Genomic DNA, 18648 nt, shown 5'->3' on the forward strand with positions numbered 1-18648 from the left:
CAGGGCGTTGCCGGGCCCGGACCATTCTGCAAGGTTAATGGCTTTCAGACGCCAGATCGGCAGGCGCCAGCCCGGTAACCCTAAGCACGGTATCGCGATCGAAACCATCGTTTAGCATGGAGCGGGCAATGCGCAATGCGGCGAGCCGTTGGCCTTCCTGCTTGCCTTGCTGTAACCCGTTACGATGTCCTTCCTGACGTAATTTGTCTGCGATAGTCATGATCTTCTCCTTATGCTGTGGGATACGCATAGCCACCTGGCGGATAAACGTATTGAAGCGCGCGGCGTCGCCAGTGTGCATCATGTAATTAAACAAACTTTGAAGCTGGGTGTCATTAGCGTATCCCTTAACCAGCAGGGCGACCAGCTGTTCGACAAGCCCCATCAGATCGCGCTGGCGGATGTGTTTTTGTATGAGTTCCAGCAGCGCGAACCGTCGGTGCCGCATAATCTCGTCGTCCGGCACGACCGTAATATCGACCAGAGGAAAGGCGGTGGCGTATAGCTTACGCGCCATCACCGGGTCGGCAAATTCATCCAGCCAGCATAATGAGAACGGATAGGGGCTTCGGTTTCCGTGGTAAAACAGCATTGGCACCACTAACGGCAACGTCTTATGCCCGGCCTCCAGGTGCCGTTGCATTGCAGCCATTGCGTAACGCATCAGCCGAAATGCCATATGCGCGTCCGGCGTACTCTGATGTTCAATAACCACGTAAATGTAACCTTCACCTTCACTTGTTTCCAGCGACCAAAGAATATCGGAATAATGGGGGCGTAAATCCTCTTCAATAAAGCTACCGGACTCCAGCCGTAACGTATTCAGATTACAGATTTGACGTAATGTCGTCGGGAGATGAATTTCCAAAAAATCCCGTGCAGTATCGGGGTGGCATAAAAACTGTTTGAATACCGCGTCATGCGGCGTGGATGTTGTTGAGGTCGCCATATCGATCCATCATCGGTGAAGTTCAATGGCGTGACACTACGCGCAGACCGGGCTGATTGCAGTAGAGGATTAGTGCGCTTGCGAGGCGCATGGGGAGACAAATGCGCACGGCGGTAACGCTTTCATCTTTGTGGAAGACATGACGCAAAATTGCCCGGCAGCGTGACGCGTACCGGGCAACATAACGCGGAATAAAGGCCGGATAGGACGCGTTACGTCGCTACCCGACGAAGGTTAACGCAAGGCCCACCATTCGCGCAGGCAGGCTTTACCTTCCGGACAACTTTTACAGCTGCCTGAAAGGCAGCCGTCCGGTTCTTCCGGGATACGTACCGCTTTACCCATGATCTCCAGTTGATTCAGCATGGCGTCGATCATGGGCTGCGGAGCGTGCAGCGTATGGCTGATTTGCGTTGCTTCCATACGCCCCCGCAGCGCCAGTAGATCGCGAACCTGTATCAATGAAGCCATTTTTTACATCCCTTAGTGACAATTGCCCGCAGTGCCCGAACAACAGGAACTGACGTTTTTGCGGGTTGCCAGCAGTTCAATGTCTACACGGCTGCGGGCGCGGCGTAACAGGCTTAACACCACAACGTTAAAGACGATCACTGCCAGAATACAGATCAGGCTGTATGTCGGGTGTTGACTGAAGCTGGTAACCTGGTAGAACAGCGTGGCGAGCGAATAGGCGATATTCAGCCCCCACAGGATGGAGAAGCCCATCCAGCCGCGGCTGGACTCGCGGGCGATAGCGCCCATTACCGAGATACACGGTACGTAAAGCAGGACGAAAATCAGGTAACAGTACGCCGCTGCGGCGCTGCCGAATTTTTGATCCATTACGCCCATCGCGCCGGTCGCCATTTCGCCGTCACCTTTACTCGCTTCGATCGGGTTAGCCAGTACGCTCAGGCTAAAGGTGTCTTTCAGGCTTTGCCTGGTATCGTCAACCGCGCCCAGCAGTTCATCGCCGAGGTGGAAGTCGGCAGGATTAAACGCTTCGTCCTGAATATTTTCGGCGGTGTAGAGCGTGTTCAGCGTACCGACGACAACTTCTTTCGCCATGGCGCCCGTAAACAGACCCACGGTCGCTTGCCAGTTATCCTCATGGACGCCGATCGGTTTAAAGACTGGTGTGATGACCCGGCTTACAGAGGCGAGGGCGGAGTCATTAATGTTATCGACGATTTTGCCGCTCAGCGAGAAACTGTTAAACGCGCTCAGGAAAATACTCACGATGATAATGACTTTACCGGCGCGTAGTACAAAACCTTTCAGGAGTTGCCAGGTCTGGATGATCAGGCTCTTGATATGCGGTACGTGGTAAACCGGCAGCTCCATCACAAACGGAGAGGCTTCGCCGCGCATAATGGTATGTTTCAGCATCAGGCCGGTTAATACCGCCATGACAATACCCAGCACGTATAGCGAGAAGACCGCCAGCGCGCCGTTTTGCCCGAAGAAGGCGGCGGCAAAGACGGCGAAAATCGCCAGGCGCGCGCCACAGGACATAAACGGCGCCATCATGATGGTCATCAGGCGTTCGCGCGGAGCGTCAAGCGTGCGGGCGCCCATCACGGAAGGTACATTACAGCCGAAGCCGACAATCAGCGGCACGAAGGATTTACCCGGTAGTCCCAGCGCCTGCATCAGGCGATCCATGACGAAGGCCGCGCGCGTCATATAACCGGAGTCTTCAAGGAAGGAGAGGAACAGGTACATCATCCCGATTTGCGGCACCAGCGGCAGGACGGTATTGATCCCGCCGCCAAGACCTTGCGCCAGGAAGATGGTTAACCAATCCGGGAAGTGCAGCGTGTAGCCAATCCATTGAATGCCATGAATAAAGATGGCGACGGAACCGGCATCAAACAGGGGTTGCAACGCGCCGCCGATGTTAATGGCGAGCAGGAACATCAGGTACATCACGAACAAAAAAATCGGTAAGCCGAGGAAGCGGTTCAGGATAATTTTATCGACCGCCCTGGTGAAGCGGCTGGGTTCGGCTGTCAGGGTATTACTTACCACGTCGCAAATAGCGGCGATACACTGGTAACGGGCGTCGGCGATATGCAGCGCCGGGTCGTCCATTTCGTCCTTCAGACGGGCCAGGGAGGTGTCCAGGTTTTGCGCCGCCTCGCCTGCGTAAGCCCGGCTGTAGATATCGCCCTCCAGCATTTGCAGACCCAGCCAGCGGCGCTGTTGTAAAGGCATCTCCTGGGCCATCGCGTCGGCCAGGAAATCCGCTTCGCGCAGCAGCGGCTGGGCATAATGCACCAGTTCGACGTTGTCGTTAGCGTTGTGACGGTCAATGGCCAGTTTCAGCGCCTCGATACCGCGGCCGCGAGTCGATACCAGCGGTACGACAGGGCAACCCAGACGCGTGGACAGAGCGTCGACATCAATACGAACCTGCTGTTTTTCGGCGATATCCAGCATGTTGAGCGCGACAATACAGGGTATACCCAGCTCCAGCAGTTGCAGCGTCAAATAGAGGTTGCGCTCCAGATTGGAGGCGTCCACAACGTTTATCAACAGGTCGGCGTCGCCGCCCAGGATGTAGTGGCAGGCGATCTGTTCGTCGAGAGAGGTTTGTGACGAGATGGTCGTCAGAGAATAGGTGCCGGGTAAATCTACCAGCGTGACCTGGTGGTCAGTTGTCGCGAACTGGCCCTCTTTACGCTCGACGGTGACGCCCGCCCAGTTCCCCACGCGCTGACGCGCGCCGGTGAGTTGGTTAAATAAGGTGGTCTTGCCGGAATTAGGATTACCAATTAAACCAATGGTTAATTTTTTCATTTTTATAGACTCACTGTATTAACAGGAAACCGCTTCCACTTCTATTAACGCCAAATCCTTTTTACGCAAAACCAGACTCACGCGTCGTGTTTCGATATGGATCGGATCGCCTAAGGGCGCGACGCGGACGACATTAAATGAAGAGCCGGGCAACATGCCGAGCGAAAGCAGTTTTTGACGATACGCCGGGCTGATTTCACGCGCAAAGCCGGTGATTTTCCACGCAGTGTCAGGAGTGAATTGCATACGACCTACTTGTTTCTTACTAACTGGATGTATACCTCATGCGGCGCTCAGGGGGGCGGCAGGAGACCCGATGTTTAGCCAACGAAGGAAAGAGTAAATAATCAACAACACAATGATAATGAGAATGGTTTCTATCTTCAACGATTAAAATGTGACGGAATGTACAAATAAGCGATAATTTGCGCCGATGTTGATATGGCTCAACATTTATTTGTCTTTTTGCAAATACCCCTATTGTGCAAATATCCACCGTTTTTAATGTTTAATTAAGGTTTCATCTGTTAATAAAGTGATAATTAATAGTGCGGATAGCAGAAGGAAATTAATTAACAGATTCTAATGGGTAAGATTTAATTGTTAATTAAAAAAGAAAGGGTTGGACGTATTGCAAAATCGCAGGCCGGATAAGAAGTAACCCGGCCTGCGTATTACCCGATTAGCGTTTTTTTCCCATTGCGGCTGCCAGCGCGTCCATCATGGCGCTGTTACCGGCTGGCTGGGCGTCACGACCGCGCGGTTTCGCCGCTTTAGATGCCGGGCGGTTGCCCTGAGCGCGATCGGCGTCGCCGCCGCGGCGAGCGGCGGTTTCACCGGGCTGTTCGTCCAGACGCATCGTCAGCGCAATACGCTTACGTTGCAGATCCACTTCCAGCACTTTCACCTTCACGATGTCGCCCGCTTTTACCACGGTGTGTGGATCGTCGACGAACTTAGTCGACAGGGAAGAGATGTGGACCAGGCCATCCTGATGAACGCCGATATCGACAAATGCGCCGAAATTGGTGACGTTAGTGACCGCCCCTTCCAGAATCATCCCCGGCAGCAGGTCGTTCATGGTTTCGACGCCATCGGCGAATTGCGCGGTTTTAAATTCAGGACGCGGGTCGCGGCCCGGTTTTTCCAGCTCTTTGATGATATCGCTCACGGTCGGCACGCCGAATTTATCGTCGGTAAAATCAGCGGCCTTGAGGTGACGCAATTCGTTGCTGTTGCCCATCAGATCTTTTAGCGCTTGCTGCGTCGCCGCCAGAATGCGTTCGACAACCGGATAGGCTTCCGGGTGGACGGTGGAGGCATCCAGCGGGTTATCGCCGTGGTTAATACGCAGGAAGCCCGCGCACTGCTCAAACGCTTTCGGCCCCAGACGGCTCACCTTCAACAGTTGCTGGCGATTCTGGAACTGACCGTTCTCATCGCGCCAGGCGACGATGTTTTGCGCCATCATGCGCGTTAAGCCCGCGACGCGGGTCAGCAGCGGCACGGAGGCGGTATTCAAATCGACGCCGACGGCGTTTACGCAGTCTTCGACCACCGCATCCAGCTTACGCGCCAGCTGCGTCTGGCTGACATCGTGTTGATATTGGCCGACGCCGATGGATTTCGGATCGATTTTCACCAGTTCCGCCAGCGGATCCTGCAGACGACGGGCGATAGAGACCGCGCCGCGCAGGGAGACGTCGAGATCCGGAAACTCCTGCGCCGCCAGCTCAGAAGCGGAATACACGGACGCCCCCGCTTCGCTGACGATCACTTTCTGCGCCGTCACGTTCGGGAACTGTTTCTGTACGTCGAGATAGAAGCGTTCGGTTTCACGCGAGGCCGTACCGTTGCCAATCGCGACCAGTTCGACGTGGTATTTTTCGCACAGCGCGGCGATCACGGTAGCCGCTTTGGCCGCCTGACCGGTATGCGGATAAATGGTATCCGTCGCCACCAGCTTGCCGGTGCCGTCAACGACAGCGACTTTTACGCCGGTACGCAGGCCAGGATCAAGGCCCATCGTGGCGCGCAGGCCTGCGGGGGCTGCCATCAGCAGGTCGTGCAGGTTACGCGCAAACACGTTAATCGCTTCGTCTTCCGCACGTTCGCGCACGGTGCCCATCAGTTCGGTTTCGAGGTGCATTAAGACTTTGATACGCCACGTCCAGCTCACTACGCCTTTGCGCCAGCTATCCGCCGGGGCGTTATTTAGCCGCAGGCCGAGATGGTCCATGATGATTTGCTCGCAGTAGCTTTCTTTTGGCGGCTCATCAAACTGTGGGTCGGCATTGAGCGAAAGTTGCAGAATGCCTTCGTTACGACCACGGAACATGGCCAGCGCACGGTGAGACGGGACGTTAGCAATGGGCTCATGATGGTCGAAATAGTCGCGGAATTTTGCCCCTTCTTCCTCTTTGCCGCTCACGACGGTGGCGACCAGATGGGCGTTCTTCCACAGGTAATCACGCACTTTCGCCAGCAATGCGGCGTCTTCGGCAAAGCGCTCCATCAGAATGTAGCGTGCGCCGTCGAGCGCGGCTTTCGTGTCCGCCACGCCTTTGTCGCCATCAATGTACTTTGCCGCTTCCACGTCAGGATCGTGGGACGGCTCGTTCCAGAGCAGATCGGCCAGCGGCTCAAGACCGGCTTCAATGGCGATTTGTCCACGGGTGCGGCGTTTAGGTTTATAGGGCAGGTAGAGGTCTTCGAGCTCGGTCTTACTTAACGTAGCGTTGATGGCGCCAGCCAGCTCATCGGTCAGTTTGCCTTGTTCGGAAATGGACTTGAGGATGGCCTGACGCCTGTCTTCCAGCTCACGCAGATAGACCAGACGCGTTTCCAGGTTACGCAACTGCGTGTCATCCAGACCGCCGGTGATTTCTTTACGATAACGTGCGATAAACGGCACGGTGTTCCCTTCGTCAAGCAGGCGAACGGCAGCTTCAACCTGCCCGGCATTTGCCTGGATTTCACCCGCAATAATGCGGCAGAAAGAATCATTCATCATGGGTTAGCTTCGTCTTCAGGATAAAAATCAGGGGATAGTTATACGGATTGGCTGGCAAAAATGCCAGCCATCAGCGGGGGCTTAGGATTCTTCTTGTCTTATTTGACGTATTCGATCGCATTGACGTACCAGTTTGCTTCGCCGACAGGGGTGTTGACCACCGCCAGATCGCCCACTTCTTTTTTCAGTAGCGCCCGCGCCATCGGCGAGTCGATAGAGATGTAATCCTTACGTCCGAAAATTTCATCGTAGCCGACAATGCGGTACTTCAGCGTATCGCCGTCATCATTTTCAATTTCCACCCAGGCGCCGAAGAAGACTTTGCCCTCCTGCTGCGGGGAATAATCCACGATTTTGAGATTTTCCATGCATTTGGTCAGATATCTGACGCGTCTGTCGATCTCACGCAGGCGCTTTTTATTATACTGATAGTCGGCATTCTCGCTGCGGTCGCCCAGACTCGCAGCCCAGGTCACTTTTTTGGTGACCTCCGGGCGCTCTTCACGCCAGAGATAATTGAGCTCTTGTTTGAGTGTTTCGTACCCTTCGCGGGTGATCAGGGGCGTTTTCATCTCGTTGATTTACCTTTGCTGTCGATATTGCGCACACGGGGTATAACGTGATCGTCCCGACAGAATAAATAATGGGGTTGCCGATTAATTGTATATTTAAGCTGCTGTTAAATATGCTTTGTAACAATTTAGCCTGAAATTCATACCAGAATTTGCTGGTGACTCACGTGAGCTTTTTTAAGAATACACACTTACATTTGTTGCGAACCTTTGGGAGTACAGACAATGCAAGAGAATTATAAGATTCTGGTGGTTGATGACGATATGCGTCTGCGGGCGCTACTGGAACGTTATCTGACCGAGCAGGGCTTCCAGGTTCGAAGCGTCGCTAACGCCGAGCAGATGGATCGTCTGCTGACCCGTGAATCTTTCCATCTCATGGTACTGGATTTAATGATGCCAGGTGAAGATGGTCTGTCGATTTGTCGTCGCCTGCGTAGTCAAAGTAATCCAATGCCGATCATTATGGTCACGGCGAAGGGTGAAGAAGTTGACCGTATCGTCGGGCTGGAAATCGGCGCCGATGACTACATTCCTAAACCGTTTAACCCGCGCGAGCTGTTGGCGCGTATTCGCGCCGTGCTACGTCGTCAGGCAAACGAACTGCCCGGCGCGCCGTCGCAGGAAGAGGCCGTTATCGCGTTCGGTAAGTTTAAACTGAACCTCGGTACGCGCGAGATGTTCCGTGAAGATGAACCGATGCCGCTGACCAGCGGGGAGTTTGCGGTACTGAAAGCGTTAGTCAGCCATCCGCGCGAGCCGCTCTCTCGCGACAAGCTGATGAATCTGGCCCGTGGCCGCGAGTATTCCGCGATGGAACGCTCCATCGACGTCCAGATCTCCCGCCTGCGCCGTATGGTGGAAGAAGATCCGGCGCATCCGCGTTATATTCAGACCGTCTGGGGCCTGGGCTACGTCTTCGTACCGGACGGTTCTAAAGCATGAGGCGAATGCGCTTCTCGCCGCGAAGTTCATTTGCCCGCACGCTGTTGCTCATCGTCACCTTGCTGTTCGTCAGCCTGGTGACGACCTACCTGGTGGTGCTGAACTTCGCGATTTTGCCGAGCCTCCAGCAGTTTAATAAGGTTCTGGCTTACGAAGTCCGTATGCTGATGACCGATAAGCTGCAACTGGAGGACGGCACGCAGTTAGTCGTGCCGCCTGCGTTTCGCCGGGAAATCTATCGCGAGCTGGGGATCTCTCTCTACACCAACGAAGCCGCTGAAGAGGCCGGGCTGCGTTGGGCGCAACACTACGAATTCTTAAGCCACCAGATGGCGCAGCAATTAGGCGGCCCGACGGAAGTGCGCGTTGAGGTCAACAAAAGCTCGCCTGTCGTGTGGCTCAAAACCTGGCTGTCGCCCAATATCTGGGTGCGCGTGCCGCTGACCGAGATTCATCAGGGCGATTTTTCTCCGCTTTTCCGTTACACGCTGGCGATCATGCTCCTGGCGATAGGCGGCGCGTGGCTGTTTATTCGTATACAGAACCGACCGTTAGTGGATCTTGAACATGCCGCCTTGCAGGTAGGGAAGGGAATTATTCCGCCGCCGCTGCGTGAATATGGCGCCTCTGAGGTGCGCTCTGTGACCCGGGCGTTTAACCATATGGCAGCCGGCGTGAAACAATTGGCCGATGACCGTACGCTATTGATGGCGGGCGTCAGCCACGACTTACGCACGCCGCTGACCCGTATTCGTCTGGCGACGGAGATGATGGGCGAGGAAGACGGTTATCTCGCGGAGTCGATCAATAAAGACATCGAAGAGTGTAACGCCATTATCGAACAGTTTATTGACTATCTGCGTACCGGTCAGGAAATGCCAATGGAGATGGCGGATCTCAATTCCGTGCTGGGCGAGGTGATTGCGGCGGAAAGCGGCTATGAGCGTGAGATTAACACTGCGCTTCAGGCAGGCAGTATCCAGGTGAAAATGCACCCGCTCTCAATTAAGCGCGCGGTGGCGAATATGGTGGTCAATGCTGCCCGCTATGGCAACGGCTGGATTAAGGTCAGCAGCGGCACCGAGTCGCATCGCGCCTGGTTCCAGGTAGAAGATGACGGGCCGGGCATTAAGCCGGAGCAGCGTAAACATCTGTTCCAGCCTTTTGTGCGTGGCGACAGCGCCCGTAGTACCAGCGGCACAGGGCTGGGGCTGGCGATTGTGCAGCGCATTATTGATAACCATAACGGGATGCTGGAGATTGGCACCAGCGAGCGTGGCGGATTGTCGATTCGCGCCTGGCTACCGGTTCCTGTGGCTCGCGTCCAGGGGACGACAAAAGAGGCATAAGAAAGGGAGGTATTACCCTCCCTTTCTTCTTAACGCTGGATGACGCCGTTCAAAGCCGCCATCCGGCCTGTTCCTTACAGCTTCGGTCCGGCGCTAACCAGCGCTTCGCCTGCCGGGGTATCCGTATACTTCTCGAAGTTCTCAATGAACAGTTTCGCCAGCGCGGTGGCTTTTTCCTGCCATTGTTCCGGCGACGCGTAGGTGTTACGTGGGTCGAGAATGTGGGTATCCACGCCTGGCAGTTCAGTCGGGATCGCCAGATCGAACAGCGGCAGACGGAAGGTTTCCGCGTTATCAAGAGAACCGTTCAGAATGGCGTCGATAATCGCGCGCGTATCTTTGATGGAGATACGTTTGCCGGTGCCATTCCAGCCGGTGTTAACCAGATAAGCCTGCGCGCCTGCTGCCTGCATACGTTTCACCAGCACCTCAGCATACTGCGTTGGGTGCAGCGTCAGGAACGCGGCGCCGAAGCAGGCGGAGAAGGTGGGGGTCGGTTCGGTGACGCCGCGTTCGGTGCCGGCCAGTTTAGCGGTGAAACCCGACAGGAAGTGGTACTGCGTCTGGTTAGCGGTTAAACGGGAAACCGGCGGCAACACGCCGAAAGCATCCGCCGTCAGGAAGATAACCTTGGTGGCGTGACCTGCTTTGGACACGGGCTTAACGATGTTATCGATATGATAGATCGGGTAAGAGACGCGGGTGTTTTCGGTTTTGGAACCATCGTCGAAATCTACGGTGCCGTCTTCGCGCACGGTGACGTTTTCCAGTAGCGCATCACGGCGAATCGCATGATAAATTTCTGGCTCCGCTTCTTTCGACAGTTTGATGGTTTTGGCGTAGCAGCCGCCTTCAAAGTTGAACACGCCGTCGTCATCCCAACCGTGCTCATCATCGCCAATCAGACGACGTTTCGGGTCGGTGGACAGAGTGGTTTTTCCGGTACCGGAAAGGCCGAAGAAGACCGCGACATCGCCTTTTTCACCCACGTTGGCGGAACAGTGCATTGAGGCGATACCTTTTAGCGGCAGCAGGTAGTTCATTACCGAGAACATCCCTTTTTTCATTTCGCCGCCGTACCAGGTGCCGCCAATAAGCTGAATACGTTCAGTCAGGTTGAACGCCACAAAGTTTTCCGAGTTCAGCCCTTGCTCTTTCCACTGCGGGTTGGTGCACTTCGCGCCGTTCATGACAATAAAGTCAGGTTTGAAGCCTACCAGCTCTTCGTCCGTTGGGCGAATGAACATATTTTTAACGAAGTGGGCCTGCCAGGCGACTTCCGTAATAAAGCGCACGGAAAGACGCGTATCGGCATTTGCGCCGCAGAACGCATCAACAATGAATAAGCGTTTACCGGAAAGCTGATGCGTCACCAGATCTTTCAGGTGTTGCCAGGTTTCCTGGGAAAGCGGCTTATTATCGTTTTTACCTTTACCCTTATCGGACCACCACAGCGTATCACGCGTGGTGTCGTCGCGAACAATATACTTATCCTTAGGCGAACGACCGGTAAAAATACCGGTATCAACGGCAACAGCGCCCAGGTTAGTTAACACGCCACGCTCATAGCCTTCCAGACCAGGATTAAGTTCTTCCTGATAAAGGGTGTCGTAGCTGGGATTGTAAACGATATCCTGGACGTCGTTGATACCATAAGCCTTGAGATCTTGCGGGGTTAAATTGTTAACGCGCATATCACTGCTCCTTAGCCAATATATATTACCGAAAATAGTAAGGTTTTTTGAGGTTGGTTAACCGCGACAAGGCTCATAGATTTACGTATCTGGACAAAATCACGATTGACGAAAAACACTGTGACTCCTGTCACGCAGCGGCGGTTATTATGGCAGGAAACCTACTTTTGTTGTGGAAAATGTTCTGAAAACGTTAAAAGGAAGTGTTTTTGACCGACATAATGTGACTGTAATCGCATTCATGTAAGAAAGTTACGTAACACCAACATTAACAATATCGATTCACCTCTCTGCGTTTTTTTCTGAATTATGCCTGACGACGCCTGGCGGTGAACAGATGATGCAATAATGCGACTTTCTCATCATTCTGGATAACGACATGGAAAGTGTAGCGCTTTCACGTACTACTCGCTGGGGTATGTTGCTCACCGGTTTGCTGCAGGGCGTCTTGTGCTACCTGCTGATGGCCTGGCTGGTACCACAAAATAGCGACTGGCTGTTCTATGGTATGCCTGCGACGATAGCGTTGTCGTCAATGCTATTGCTTACCGTGGTCTCTTTTAAACAGCGCGCTCTGTGGGGCTGGCTGGGGCTGACCTTTGTGGTCGTGCTGGCAATGAGCGGCTGGCTGAAATGGCAGGTTGAGGCGGTGGAGAAATGGCGTCTGGCCGAGCTCCTCTGGCTGTATGGTCTCCGGCTTGTGTTGATGGCGATGCTGGTATTACCCTGGATGCAATATCAGTTACATTCGCAAACCGGTTCGGCGCGTTATCCCCAGTTTTATATGCGGTTATGGCATAACGTACTGACATTGTTTATCGTCCTGGTCGCCAACGGACTGTTCTGGCTGGTGCTTCTGCTCTGGAGCGCGCTATTCAGGCTGGTGGGCATCCGCTTTTTCAGCACCCTTTTCTTTGAAACTGAAGCCTTTATTTATGTGACCATCGGCCTGATTACGGCGCTGGCGGTCATTCTCGCCCGCACGCAGTCGCGCCTTGTGGCGGCGGTGCAAAAGCTGCTGACGCTGATCGCGACAGGTTTACTGCCAGTGGTGTCGCTGCTGGCATTGCTGTTTATTGTGACGTTACCCTTTACCGGACTGGAGGCGATTTCTGCGCGTGTTTCCGCTGCGGGGCTGCTATCCACGCTGACGCTGATGCTGCTGCTCCTCGTGGCGATTGTCAATGAACCGCAAAAGCGCGTATTACCCTATCCGCGCGTACTACGCGGCATGATTAGCGCCTCGCTGTGCGTTGCCCCGATATATATGCTGCTGGCGGGCTGGGCGTTATGGGTACGCATTCAGCAATACGGCTGGACGCCGGATCGTCTGTATGGCGCGCTGACGGCGTCTGTCTTGCTGGTATGGTCCTTCGGTTATCTGATCGGTCTGTTACGCCGCGGACGCGACCCTGGTGAGTGGCAAGGCAAGGTGATACTGAGCGTCTCTTTGTTGACGCTGGTGATATTGCTGTTGCTGGCCTCGCCTGTACTTGATGTCTGGCGTATTAGCGTCAACAGCCATATGGCGCGTTACCATAGTGGTAAAATTACTGCGGATCAGATCAGCCTGTATATGCTGGATCACAGCGGCAAACCTGGCCAGGAAGCGCTGAAATCGTTGCGGGATGACGAGGCGTTTACGCAGAACAGAAAGCGCAATCGTGAACTGATGACGTTTTTGCAGAGAAATAAGGTCTCTCCGACGGCGGACGATTTAGCGCGGGTGGTGATGATTGCGCCCGGTAGCCAGAAGCCGGATGCCGCATTTTGGGCGTTTGTCAAAGAGCAGAGTTATTCGGACGATTCCTGCCTTGAAGCGGATGCCTGCGTGCTGGTGAGTCAGGATCTTAACGGCGACGGTCAGCCTGAGCAGGTGCTGTATAACTTTATTGTTGCCGAGAGCCAGGTCTACGGCTTAAAAGAGGGGAAATGGACGCAGAAAGCGTTCGCCCGACTGCCGGACGGGTTTTCTAAGACGCAACTGTTGCACGCGATTGCCGGGCATCGGTTAGACTCAGCCCCCAAAGCCTGGCGCGATATCATTGTTGATGGTCAGCGGTTGGATGTGGATTACTACAACGAGTAAGCTTTTTGCCGGATGGCGGCATAAATGCCTTATCCGGCCTACGGAGCGGGATGCTGTAGGCCAGATAAGCGCAGCGCCATCAGGCAATGACGTTGCTGACTACGAGGCGATTAGTGAACCTGTGGATCGGCAGGAGAGGCGTTGTTACGGATCTCCGCGATATCCATCGCATTGAACAGGTAATGATTGCCGCAGTAATCGCAGTGCATATCGATTTCGCCGTCTTCCGCCAGAATGCTGTCCACTTCTTCATCCGGCAATGTTTTCAGCGCGCCCGCGCAACGTTCGCGTGAACAGGTGCATTTGAACTCAACATCTTGCGGATCGTAGAGTGTGACTTCTTCTTCGTGATACAAACGCCACAGCACGTCATTTGCCGGTAACGTCAGCAGCTCTTCGCTTTTAATGGTTTCCGTCAACATAGCCAGATGGTCGAAATCCTCAGCCTGCGCGTTCTGTGCCGGCATCACCTGGAGCAACATTCCACCTGCCGCCGGTTTACCGTCGACATCGCCGGTACGGATAAACAGGCGCGTCGGCAACTGCTCGGAGCGCAGGAAGTAATCTTCCAGGCACGCCGCCAGAGTATCGCCTTCCAGACCCACCACGCCCTGATAGCGTTCACCCTCTTCCGGCGTAATGGTGATCACCAGATAGCCGTTGCCAACCAGCGTTTTGAGATCCGCATTGTCAGGGATGTCGCCCTGAACGCGAGCCACGCCGCGCATCTGCTGCTGATTATTGCCATTGATCACCGCCAGGCTTAACGGCCCGTCGCCCTGGAGCTGTACCGTAATGTCACCAGCAAACTTCAGCGTCGCGGTCAGCAGGCTAGTGGCGACCAGCAGTTCGGCCAGTACAGTTTTCACCGGCTGCGGATAGTTATGATTGTCGAGGATCTGTTGCAAGGTTTCCGAAACGGTTACCAGCTCGCCGCGAACGGCAAAGTTTTCAAACAGATAACGATGTAATTGGTCATGTTGCGGCATAATCATCTCTCTTGCGGGTGACAGTTATTCGCTGTCGCCGTGTTTAAATCGTAACAGGTCGCGGCGCTCTTTCTTGTCCGGTCGCCTGTCCGGATGCGGCATGGTCAGGGCGTTAAGCTTGCGCGCCTGCGCCATTTTTTCGCGTTTTTCCACGCTTTCCGCCGTCTCTTCATACAGAGCGACGGCTTCGCTGGCCGGACGGCGCTGTTCGGTGATGGCTTTAACGATCACCGTCCGTTCGTCATTTCCCTGACGCAGGGTAAGGGTTGCGTTCAGTTCGACGATTTTGCTCGGCTTACTGCGCTGGCCGTTGTAATGCACCTTACCGCCTTCAATCATCTCGCGGGCCATCGCGCGGGTTTTATAAAAACGCGCGGCCCACAGCCATTTATCCAGTCTGACCTCAACGGAGGACTTTTCTTTCATGGCGTCTCCTTCACATCAGCGAGGGGATCAGACGGCGGTAGTCGTTCAGGGACGGATGGCGCGTATAGTGCTTTTCCGCCAGGCCGGAATCGGGATTCGTCACGCCAAGACAGTAGCGAATACCAAACCGGGCGGCGGCGTCGAGAATCGGTTCGCTGTCATCGATAAACAGCGTTTTCTCTGCGCTTATTCCCGTTTCCTCAGTGACAGCGCGCCATAACCGCTGATCCTCTTTGGGATAACCAAATGTGTGGGTGGAAAGTAATAAATCAAGGTGTGAGGCCAGACCGGTATGCTCCAGCTTCACCGCCAGGTTATGTGGATGCGCATTGGTGAGCAGAATCCGACGTTTTCCGCTGGCTTTTAACGCATTCAGAAACGGTACGGTATCGTCGCGCAAAACGGCGCGCGGCCCTTGCGCCGTCGTCATGGCGCAAATATCCAGACCCAGACGCTCGCTCCAGTAATCCAGACAGTACCAGTTTAGCGTATGCTGTACGGCATGATACTGCTGGCGAATATATTCCTGCGCGTCCTGCGGCGAAATACCCTGCTGCGCGCCGTAGGTTTCCGGTACCAGCTTTTGCCAGAAATAGTTATCGAACGCGAGATCGAGCAGCGTGCCGTCCATATCCAGCAAAACGGTATCCACGTTTTGCCAGTCAATATCAATATGCATGGGGAACTCCAGGGTAACGCAATTTGCGCGACAGGGTAGCATACCCTGTCGCACGGCGGCGCTATCAGATGAGATTTTCCGGAGAGACGGTTAACCTGGGATTGAGGCAGCTTTCATAGTATTCCTGGATGTCCGCCATACGGGTACGGTGGCGTTGATAACGTCTGAACGCCTGAAGGCCGTTGTAGACCGCGCTCACTATCATTGCCAGCATCAGCAGCGTGGTGCCGAGGTAACGCCACCAGCCGGATTTATCGGGGATACGATGCAGGCTGATATGCTGCGTGCCGTTGGCATCGGTATACACGCTGGTGACAATGCCCTCGGCGCTAAATGGCGTCTGCATGAGCGTTTGCGCCAGACGCTGGAAGGCGCTCCACTGTTCCTGCGCGGGATAGTCATACAGCGGCGTTGACGGCCAGGCCTGATCAACCAGTTCGCTGCCTTCATCGCTGGCGATCAGGAATCCGCCGGGAGCGGGGCTATTCAGCGACTGGGCGGCACGCGCGGTCTCGCGAGAAATAAACGGCGCCGTTGAGGTCGTGACCAGATTTTCCAGCGACTCTGCGCTTACGGGGCGTAGCAGCACGTTGACGCCGTCCAGTTTGCCGGCGTTCGCGCGTTTCACCAGCGCGTTCCAGTCCTTACTGTTACCGAGATTAACCAGCGCATTTTTCAGACGCACGCACTCGTCTTCCGCCGCGCACAAATCAGCGGTTTTCAGAACAATATCGCCAAAGTCATCTAATAATACCATGCCCGATTTTTGTATCGCGGAGCGTAAAGATGCGCTGACGCGCGAGTCGTCTTCGGGTTTTGGATGGAGCTGACGATTTACCGCCTGGCTTAGCGCCATCGCTTTATTCACCAGGTCTGATTCCGGCAGCGGTAGCGCAGGCGCGTCATTCCAGATGATTTGCGAGCAATCGAACGGCATAAACGGTGAGTTAGACTGCCCGCTCCAGGTCGCCCCGGAATGAATATTACACATTCCTTTGCCGCTCAGGTGCAGCGTATCGCCCACCCGCACGCCAGCTTTTTCAAGCTGTTTTACCGTTGTCGCTTCAATGGTTTGCGCGCCTTTCATCCACGATAGCGTGAACTTAATTGGCATATCCAGCGGGATCCAGAACAGCAGCATAAACAACACCAGCAGCGAACCGATAGCAATAACAGTGCTGCGTAACCAGTGCTGCAACGGGAAGTTTTTCACTTCATCATGCAGGGATAAAAAACGGCCCTGGCGGGCGACATGGCGATCAAGGTAAATATCAATATCCGTTTGTTGCCCAAGATCCTGCGTAATGTAAGGTTGCCAGTGGGCAGGGTAAATAAGGTCGATGATGCCCAGGGAGATATTGTTAATCTGCTCCTGATTATTCTCCCCAAACAGTCCCCAGCGGCGGGGCGTTCCCCGCAGACAGTGAATTTCCCGCAGCGCGCTTTTCGACGGCGGCGCAAAAAGCCCCCAAAATCCGGCTGCCAGCAGCAGGATAGCGCCGCCTATCATCCACGGTACAAAAACGTCTGGCGTTATCAGACAGAAAAAGAATAACAAAAAGGAGGCGACGATTAACAACGCTTCGCGCAAGCCAGCCGGGCGGCTGAGCGCATATTCTTCGTGGGTCTCCTGACGGATATTCAACAGCTCAATCTGCTCGCTCTCTTCGCCGCGAATCGACGCCTGCGTAGAGGCCGTATTCTGTAGCGCGTAGCCGCGCGACTCCTGCATATACTCTTGCAGCGTATGGCCGTTTAAAGAGATCACCAGCGGCAGCGTATCCGTGAGGATCAGCTCAACGTTGTTTTCATCATTGATGTACTGTTCCCAGAAAGGCGGCAGATGGACTTCGACGGAGTCGAGGTAGTAGCGCCATTTATTAGGATCGTCAGTGGTAATGCCGTAGCGGGTGATGGAGTGGGTCAGTATCACGACACTGTTGCTTTCCGCGTTCAGCGTCAGCGAGATGGGCGCAGCACTGGCGCCTGTCGGCCCCGGAACTTGCTGGATCTGGCTAAGGTTATCGAGATAGTTTTCTACCGCGCTGCGCTCTTCGGGCAACAGTTTACGCGTTTGCGCGTCCTGAAAGGCACTGATCCACGGTAAGCTCCCTCGTCTGGACTTTACCCGGAACCGCCATATTGCCAGTAGAGAGCAGGCCAGCAAAGCAGCTATAAAAATCAGAATGGTGCTCATGCTTTCCCCATCTTACTAAGTCTGTCAGGCGTGGTCAGTCGCACCCTGTCCAATAAACATTTTTCTGTGGTTGGCTATCGGCAAGCGTGGAGTTGAACTTGAGCATTGTAAAGCGCATCCCAGTGAAGGCAAATCATAGCAATACCACCAAAAACGGAATATCAGCAAATTCCTGGAGTTATTTCAACCTATTGACTTTTAATTTGAAATAAGAATTAATTTTTATTACGTTACATAAATGTAAATAAACGGCAATTCGCATTGCCGAAACCGTGCGGTATGTCGCACAATGACCACAGATTACACTGCAAAGATTCTCACAATGAGCAAATCATTACAAAAACCCACCATTCTGAAAGTGGAAACCGTCGCACAATCCCGACTGTTTAACGTAGAAAGCGTGGATCTGGAGTTCAGCAACGGCGTGCGTCGCGTGTATGAACGTATGCGACCATCAACCCGTGAGGCGGTAATGATTGTGCCGATCGTTGATGAGCATCTGATTCTTATTCGTGAGTATGCGGTGGGAACCGAATCCTATGAGCTGGGCTTCTCGAAAGGATTGATCGACCCGGGCGAGACCGTTTTTGAAGCGGCGAACCGGGAGCTCAAAGAAGAGGTCGGGTTTGGCGCGCATAACCTGACCTTCTTAAAAAAACTCAGCATGGCGCCCTCTTATTTTTCCAGCAAAATGAATATCGTGGTGGCGGAAGATCTCTATCCGGAGTCGCTGGAAGGCGACGAGCCTGAGCCATTGCCGCAGGTACGCTGGCCGCTGGCGCATTTAATGGATCTGCTGGAAGACCCCGATTTTAACGAGGCCCGCAACGTCAGCGCGCTGTTTCTGGTACGCGAGTGGTTGAAAGCGCAGGGCCGAATTGCCTGATGGCGCGGCGTTGATCAAGCCAACGGAAAGTTTGTCTCCCCGTTCGCCGTCATCCGCT

Annotated in this window: 15 protein-coding genes; 4 read left to right on the top strand and 11 right to left on the bottom strand. The window is 54.2% G+C overall.

Annotation, left to right across the window (positions count from 1 at the left end; translation table 11 throughout):
* Positions 1 to 34: 34 nt before the first annotated feature.
* The 6 genes from ACFK9X_RS01670 to greB form a co-directional block, all read right to left on the bottom strand.
* The gene (locus tag ACFK9X_RS01670) at positions 35 to 949 is read right to left on the bottom strand and encodes an Rpn family recombination-promoting nuclease/putative transposase (protein WP_151115360.1); all 915 of its coding nucleotides are present in this window, start codon (positions 947 to 949) and stop codon (positions 35 to 37) included.
* Positions 950 to 1183: 234 nt separating this feature from the next.
* The gene (feoC, locus tag ACFK9X_RS01675; RefSeq protein ID WP_000157589.1) at positions 1184 to 1420 is read right to left on the bottom strand and encodes a [Fe-S]-dependent transcriptional repressor FeoC; all 237 of its coding nucleotides are present in this window, start codon (positions 1418 to 1420) and stop codon (positions 1184 to 1186) included.
* Between the two features lie 12 nt (positions 1421 to 1432).
* Positions 1433 to 3751 carry a Fe(2+) transporter permease subunit FeoB gene (feoB, locus tag ACFK9X_RS01680; protein WP_151115362.1) on the bottom strand — a complete coding sequence of 773 codons (2319 nt, stop codon included), beginning with the start codon at positions 3749 to 3751 and terminating at the stop codon, positions 1433 to 1435.
* A gap of 18 nt (positions 3752 to 3769) precedes the next feature.
* Positions 3770 to 3997 (bottom strand): ferrous iron transporter A, encoded by a 228-nt coding sequence (gene feoA, locus ACFK9X_RS01685; RefSeq protein ID WP_001160955.1) that lies wholly within the window; start codon positions 3995 to 3997, stop codon positions 3770 to 3772.
* Positions 3998 to 4433: 436 nt separating this feature from the next.
* Positions 4434 to 6764 carry a Tex family protein gene (locus ACFK9X_RS01690; protein ID WP_151115364.1) on the bottom strand — a complete coding sequence of 777 codons (2331 nt, stop codon included), beginning with the start codon at positions 6762 to 6764 and terminating at the stop codon, positions 4434 to 4436.
* A 98-nt stretch (positions 6765 to 6862) separates the two neighbouring features.
* On the bottom strand, positions 6863 to 7336 hold the full coding sequence (greB, locus tag ACFK9X_RS01695; RefSeq protein WP_151115366.1) for a transcription elongation factor GreB: 474 nt from the start codon (positions 7334 to 7336) through the stop codon (positions 6863 to 6865).
* Between the two features lie 225 nt (positions 7337 to 7561).
* On the opposite strand from greB, the gene ompR reads away from it, so the two are divergent.
* Both ompR and envZ read left to right on the top strand, forming a co-directional pair.
* Complete coding sequence (gene ompR / locus ACFK9X_RS01700; RefSeq protein WP_151115368.1) at positions 7562 to 8281, top strand: two-component system response regulator OmpR; 720 nt, start codon at positions 7562 to 7564, stop codon at positions 8279 to 8281.
* The gene (envZ, locus tag ACFK9X_RS01705; protein WP_001253818.1) at positions 8278 to 9630 is read left to right on the top strand and encodes a two-component system sensor histidine kinase EnvZ; all 1353 of its coding nucleotides are present in this window, start codon (positions 8278 to 8280) and stop codon (positions 9628 to 9630) included. The genes ompR and envZ overlap by 4 nt, the downstream gene beginning before the upstream one ends.
* A gap of 74 nt (positions 9631 to 9704) precedes the next feature.
* On the opposite strand, the gene pckA is transcribed toward envZ, so the two are convergent.
* Entirely contained in the window at positions 9705 to 11324 is a 1620-nt protein-coding gene (gene pckA, locus ACFK9X_RS01710) for a phosphoenolpyruvate carboxykinase (ATP) (RefSeq protein WP_001265685.1), read from the bottom strand.
* Between the two features lie 379 nt (positions 11325 to 11703).
* Between pckA and ACFK9X_RS01715 the strand changes: the two genes are divergently transcribed.
* Positions 11704 to 13413 carry a DUF4153 domain-containing protein gene (locus ACFK9X_RS01715; protein WP_151115370.1) on the top strand — a complete coding sequence of 570 codons (1710 nt, stop codon included), beginning with the start codon at positions 11704 to 11706 and terminating at the stop codon, positions 13411 to 13413.
* 110 nt (positions 13414 to 13523) lie between these two features.
* On the opposite strand, the gene hslO is transcribed toward ACFK9X_RS01715, so the two are convergent.
* The 4 genes from hslO to igaA form a co-directional block, all read right to left on the bottom strand.
* Entirely contained in the window at positions 13524 to 14402 is an 879-nt protein-coding gene (gene hslO, locus ACFK9X_RS01720; protein WP_001675842.1) for an Hsp33 family molecular chaperone HslO, read from the bottom strand.
* A gap of 24 nt (positions 14403 to 14426) precedes the next feature.
* The gene (hslR, locus tag ACFK9X_RS01725) at positions 14427 to 14828 is read right to left on the bottom strand and encodes a ribosome-associated heat shock protein Hsp15 (RefSeq protein ID WP_000660723.1); all 402 of its coding nucleotides are present in this window, start codon (positions 14826 to 14828) and stop codon (positions 14427 to 14429) included.
* A gap of 10 nt (positions 14829 to 14838) precedes the next feature.
* Positions 14839 to 15507, bottom strand: a complete 669-nt coding sequence (gene yrfG, locus ACFK9X_RS01730; RefSeq protein WP_001520508.1) for a GMP/IMP nucleotidase — start codon at positions 15505 to 15507, stop codon at positions 14839 to 14841.
* Between the two features lie 64 nt (positions 15508 to 15571).
* Positions 15572 to 17704 (bottom strand): intracellular growth attenuator protein IgaA, encoded by a 2133-nt coding sequence (igaA, locus tag ACFK9X_RS01735; protein ID WP_151115372.1) that lies wholly within the window; start codon positions 17702 to 17704, stop codon positions 15572 to 15574.
* 322 nt (positions 17705 to 18026) lie between these two features.
* Here igaA and nudE point away from each other — a divergent pair, with 322 nt between their 5' ends.
* A complete protein-coding gene (gene nudE, locus ACFK9X_RS01740) occupies positions 18027 to 18590 on the top strand; it encodes an ADP compounds hydrolase NudE (RefSeq protein WP_000045725.1) in 564 nt (187 codons plus the stop codon).
* The last annotated feature ends 58 nt before the right edge of the window (positions 18591 to 18648 follow it).

The sequence above is a fragment of the Salmonella sp. WC3 genome, from assembly GCF_042932255.1.
Taxonomy (GTDB): domain Bacteria; phylum Pseudomonadota; class Gammaproteobacteria; order Enterobacterales; family Enterobacteriaceae; genus Salmonella; species Salmonella enterica.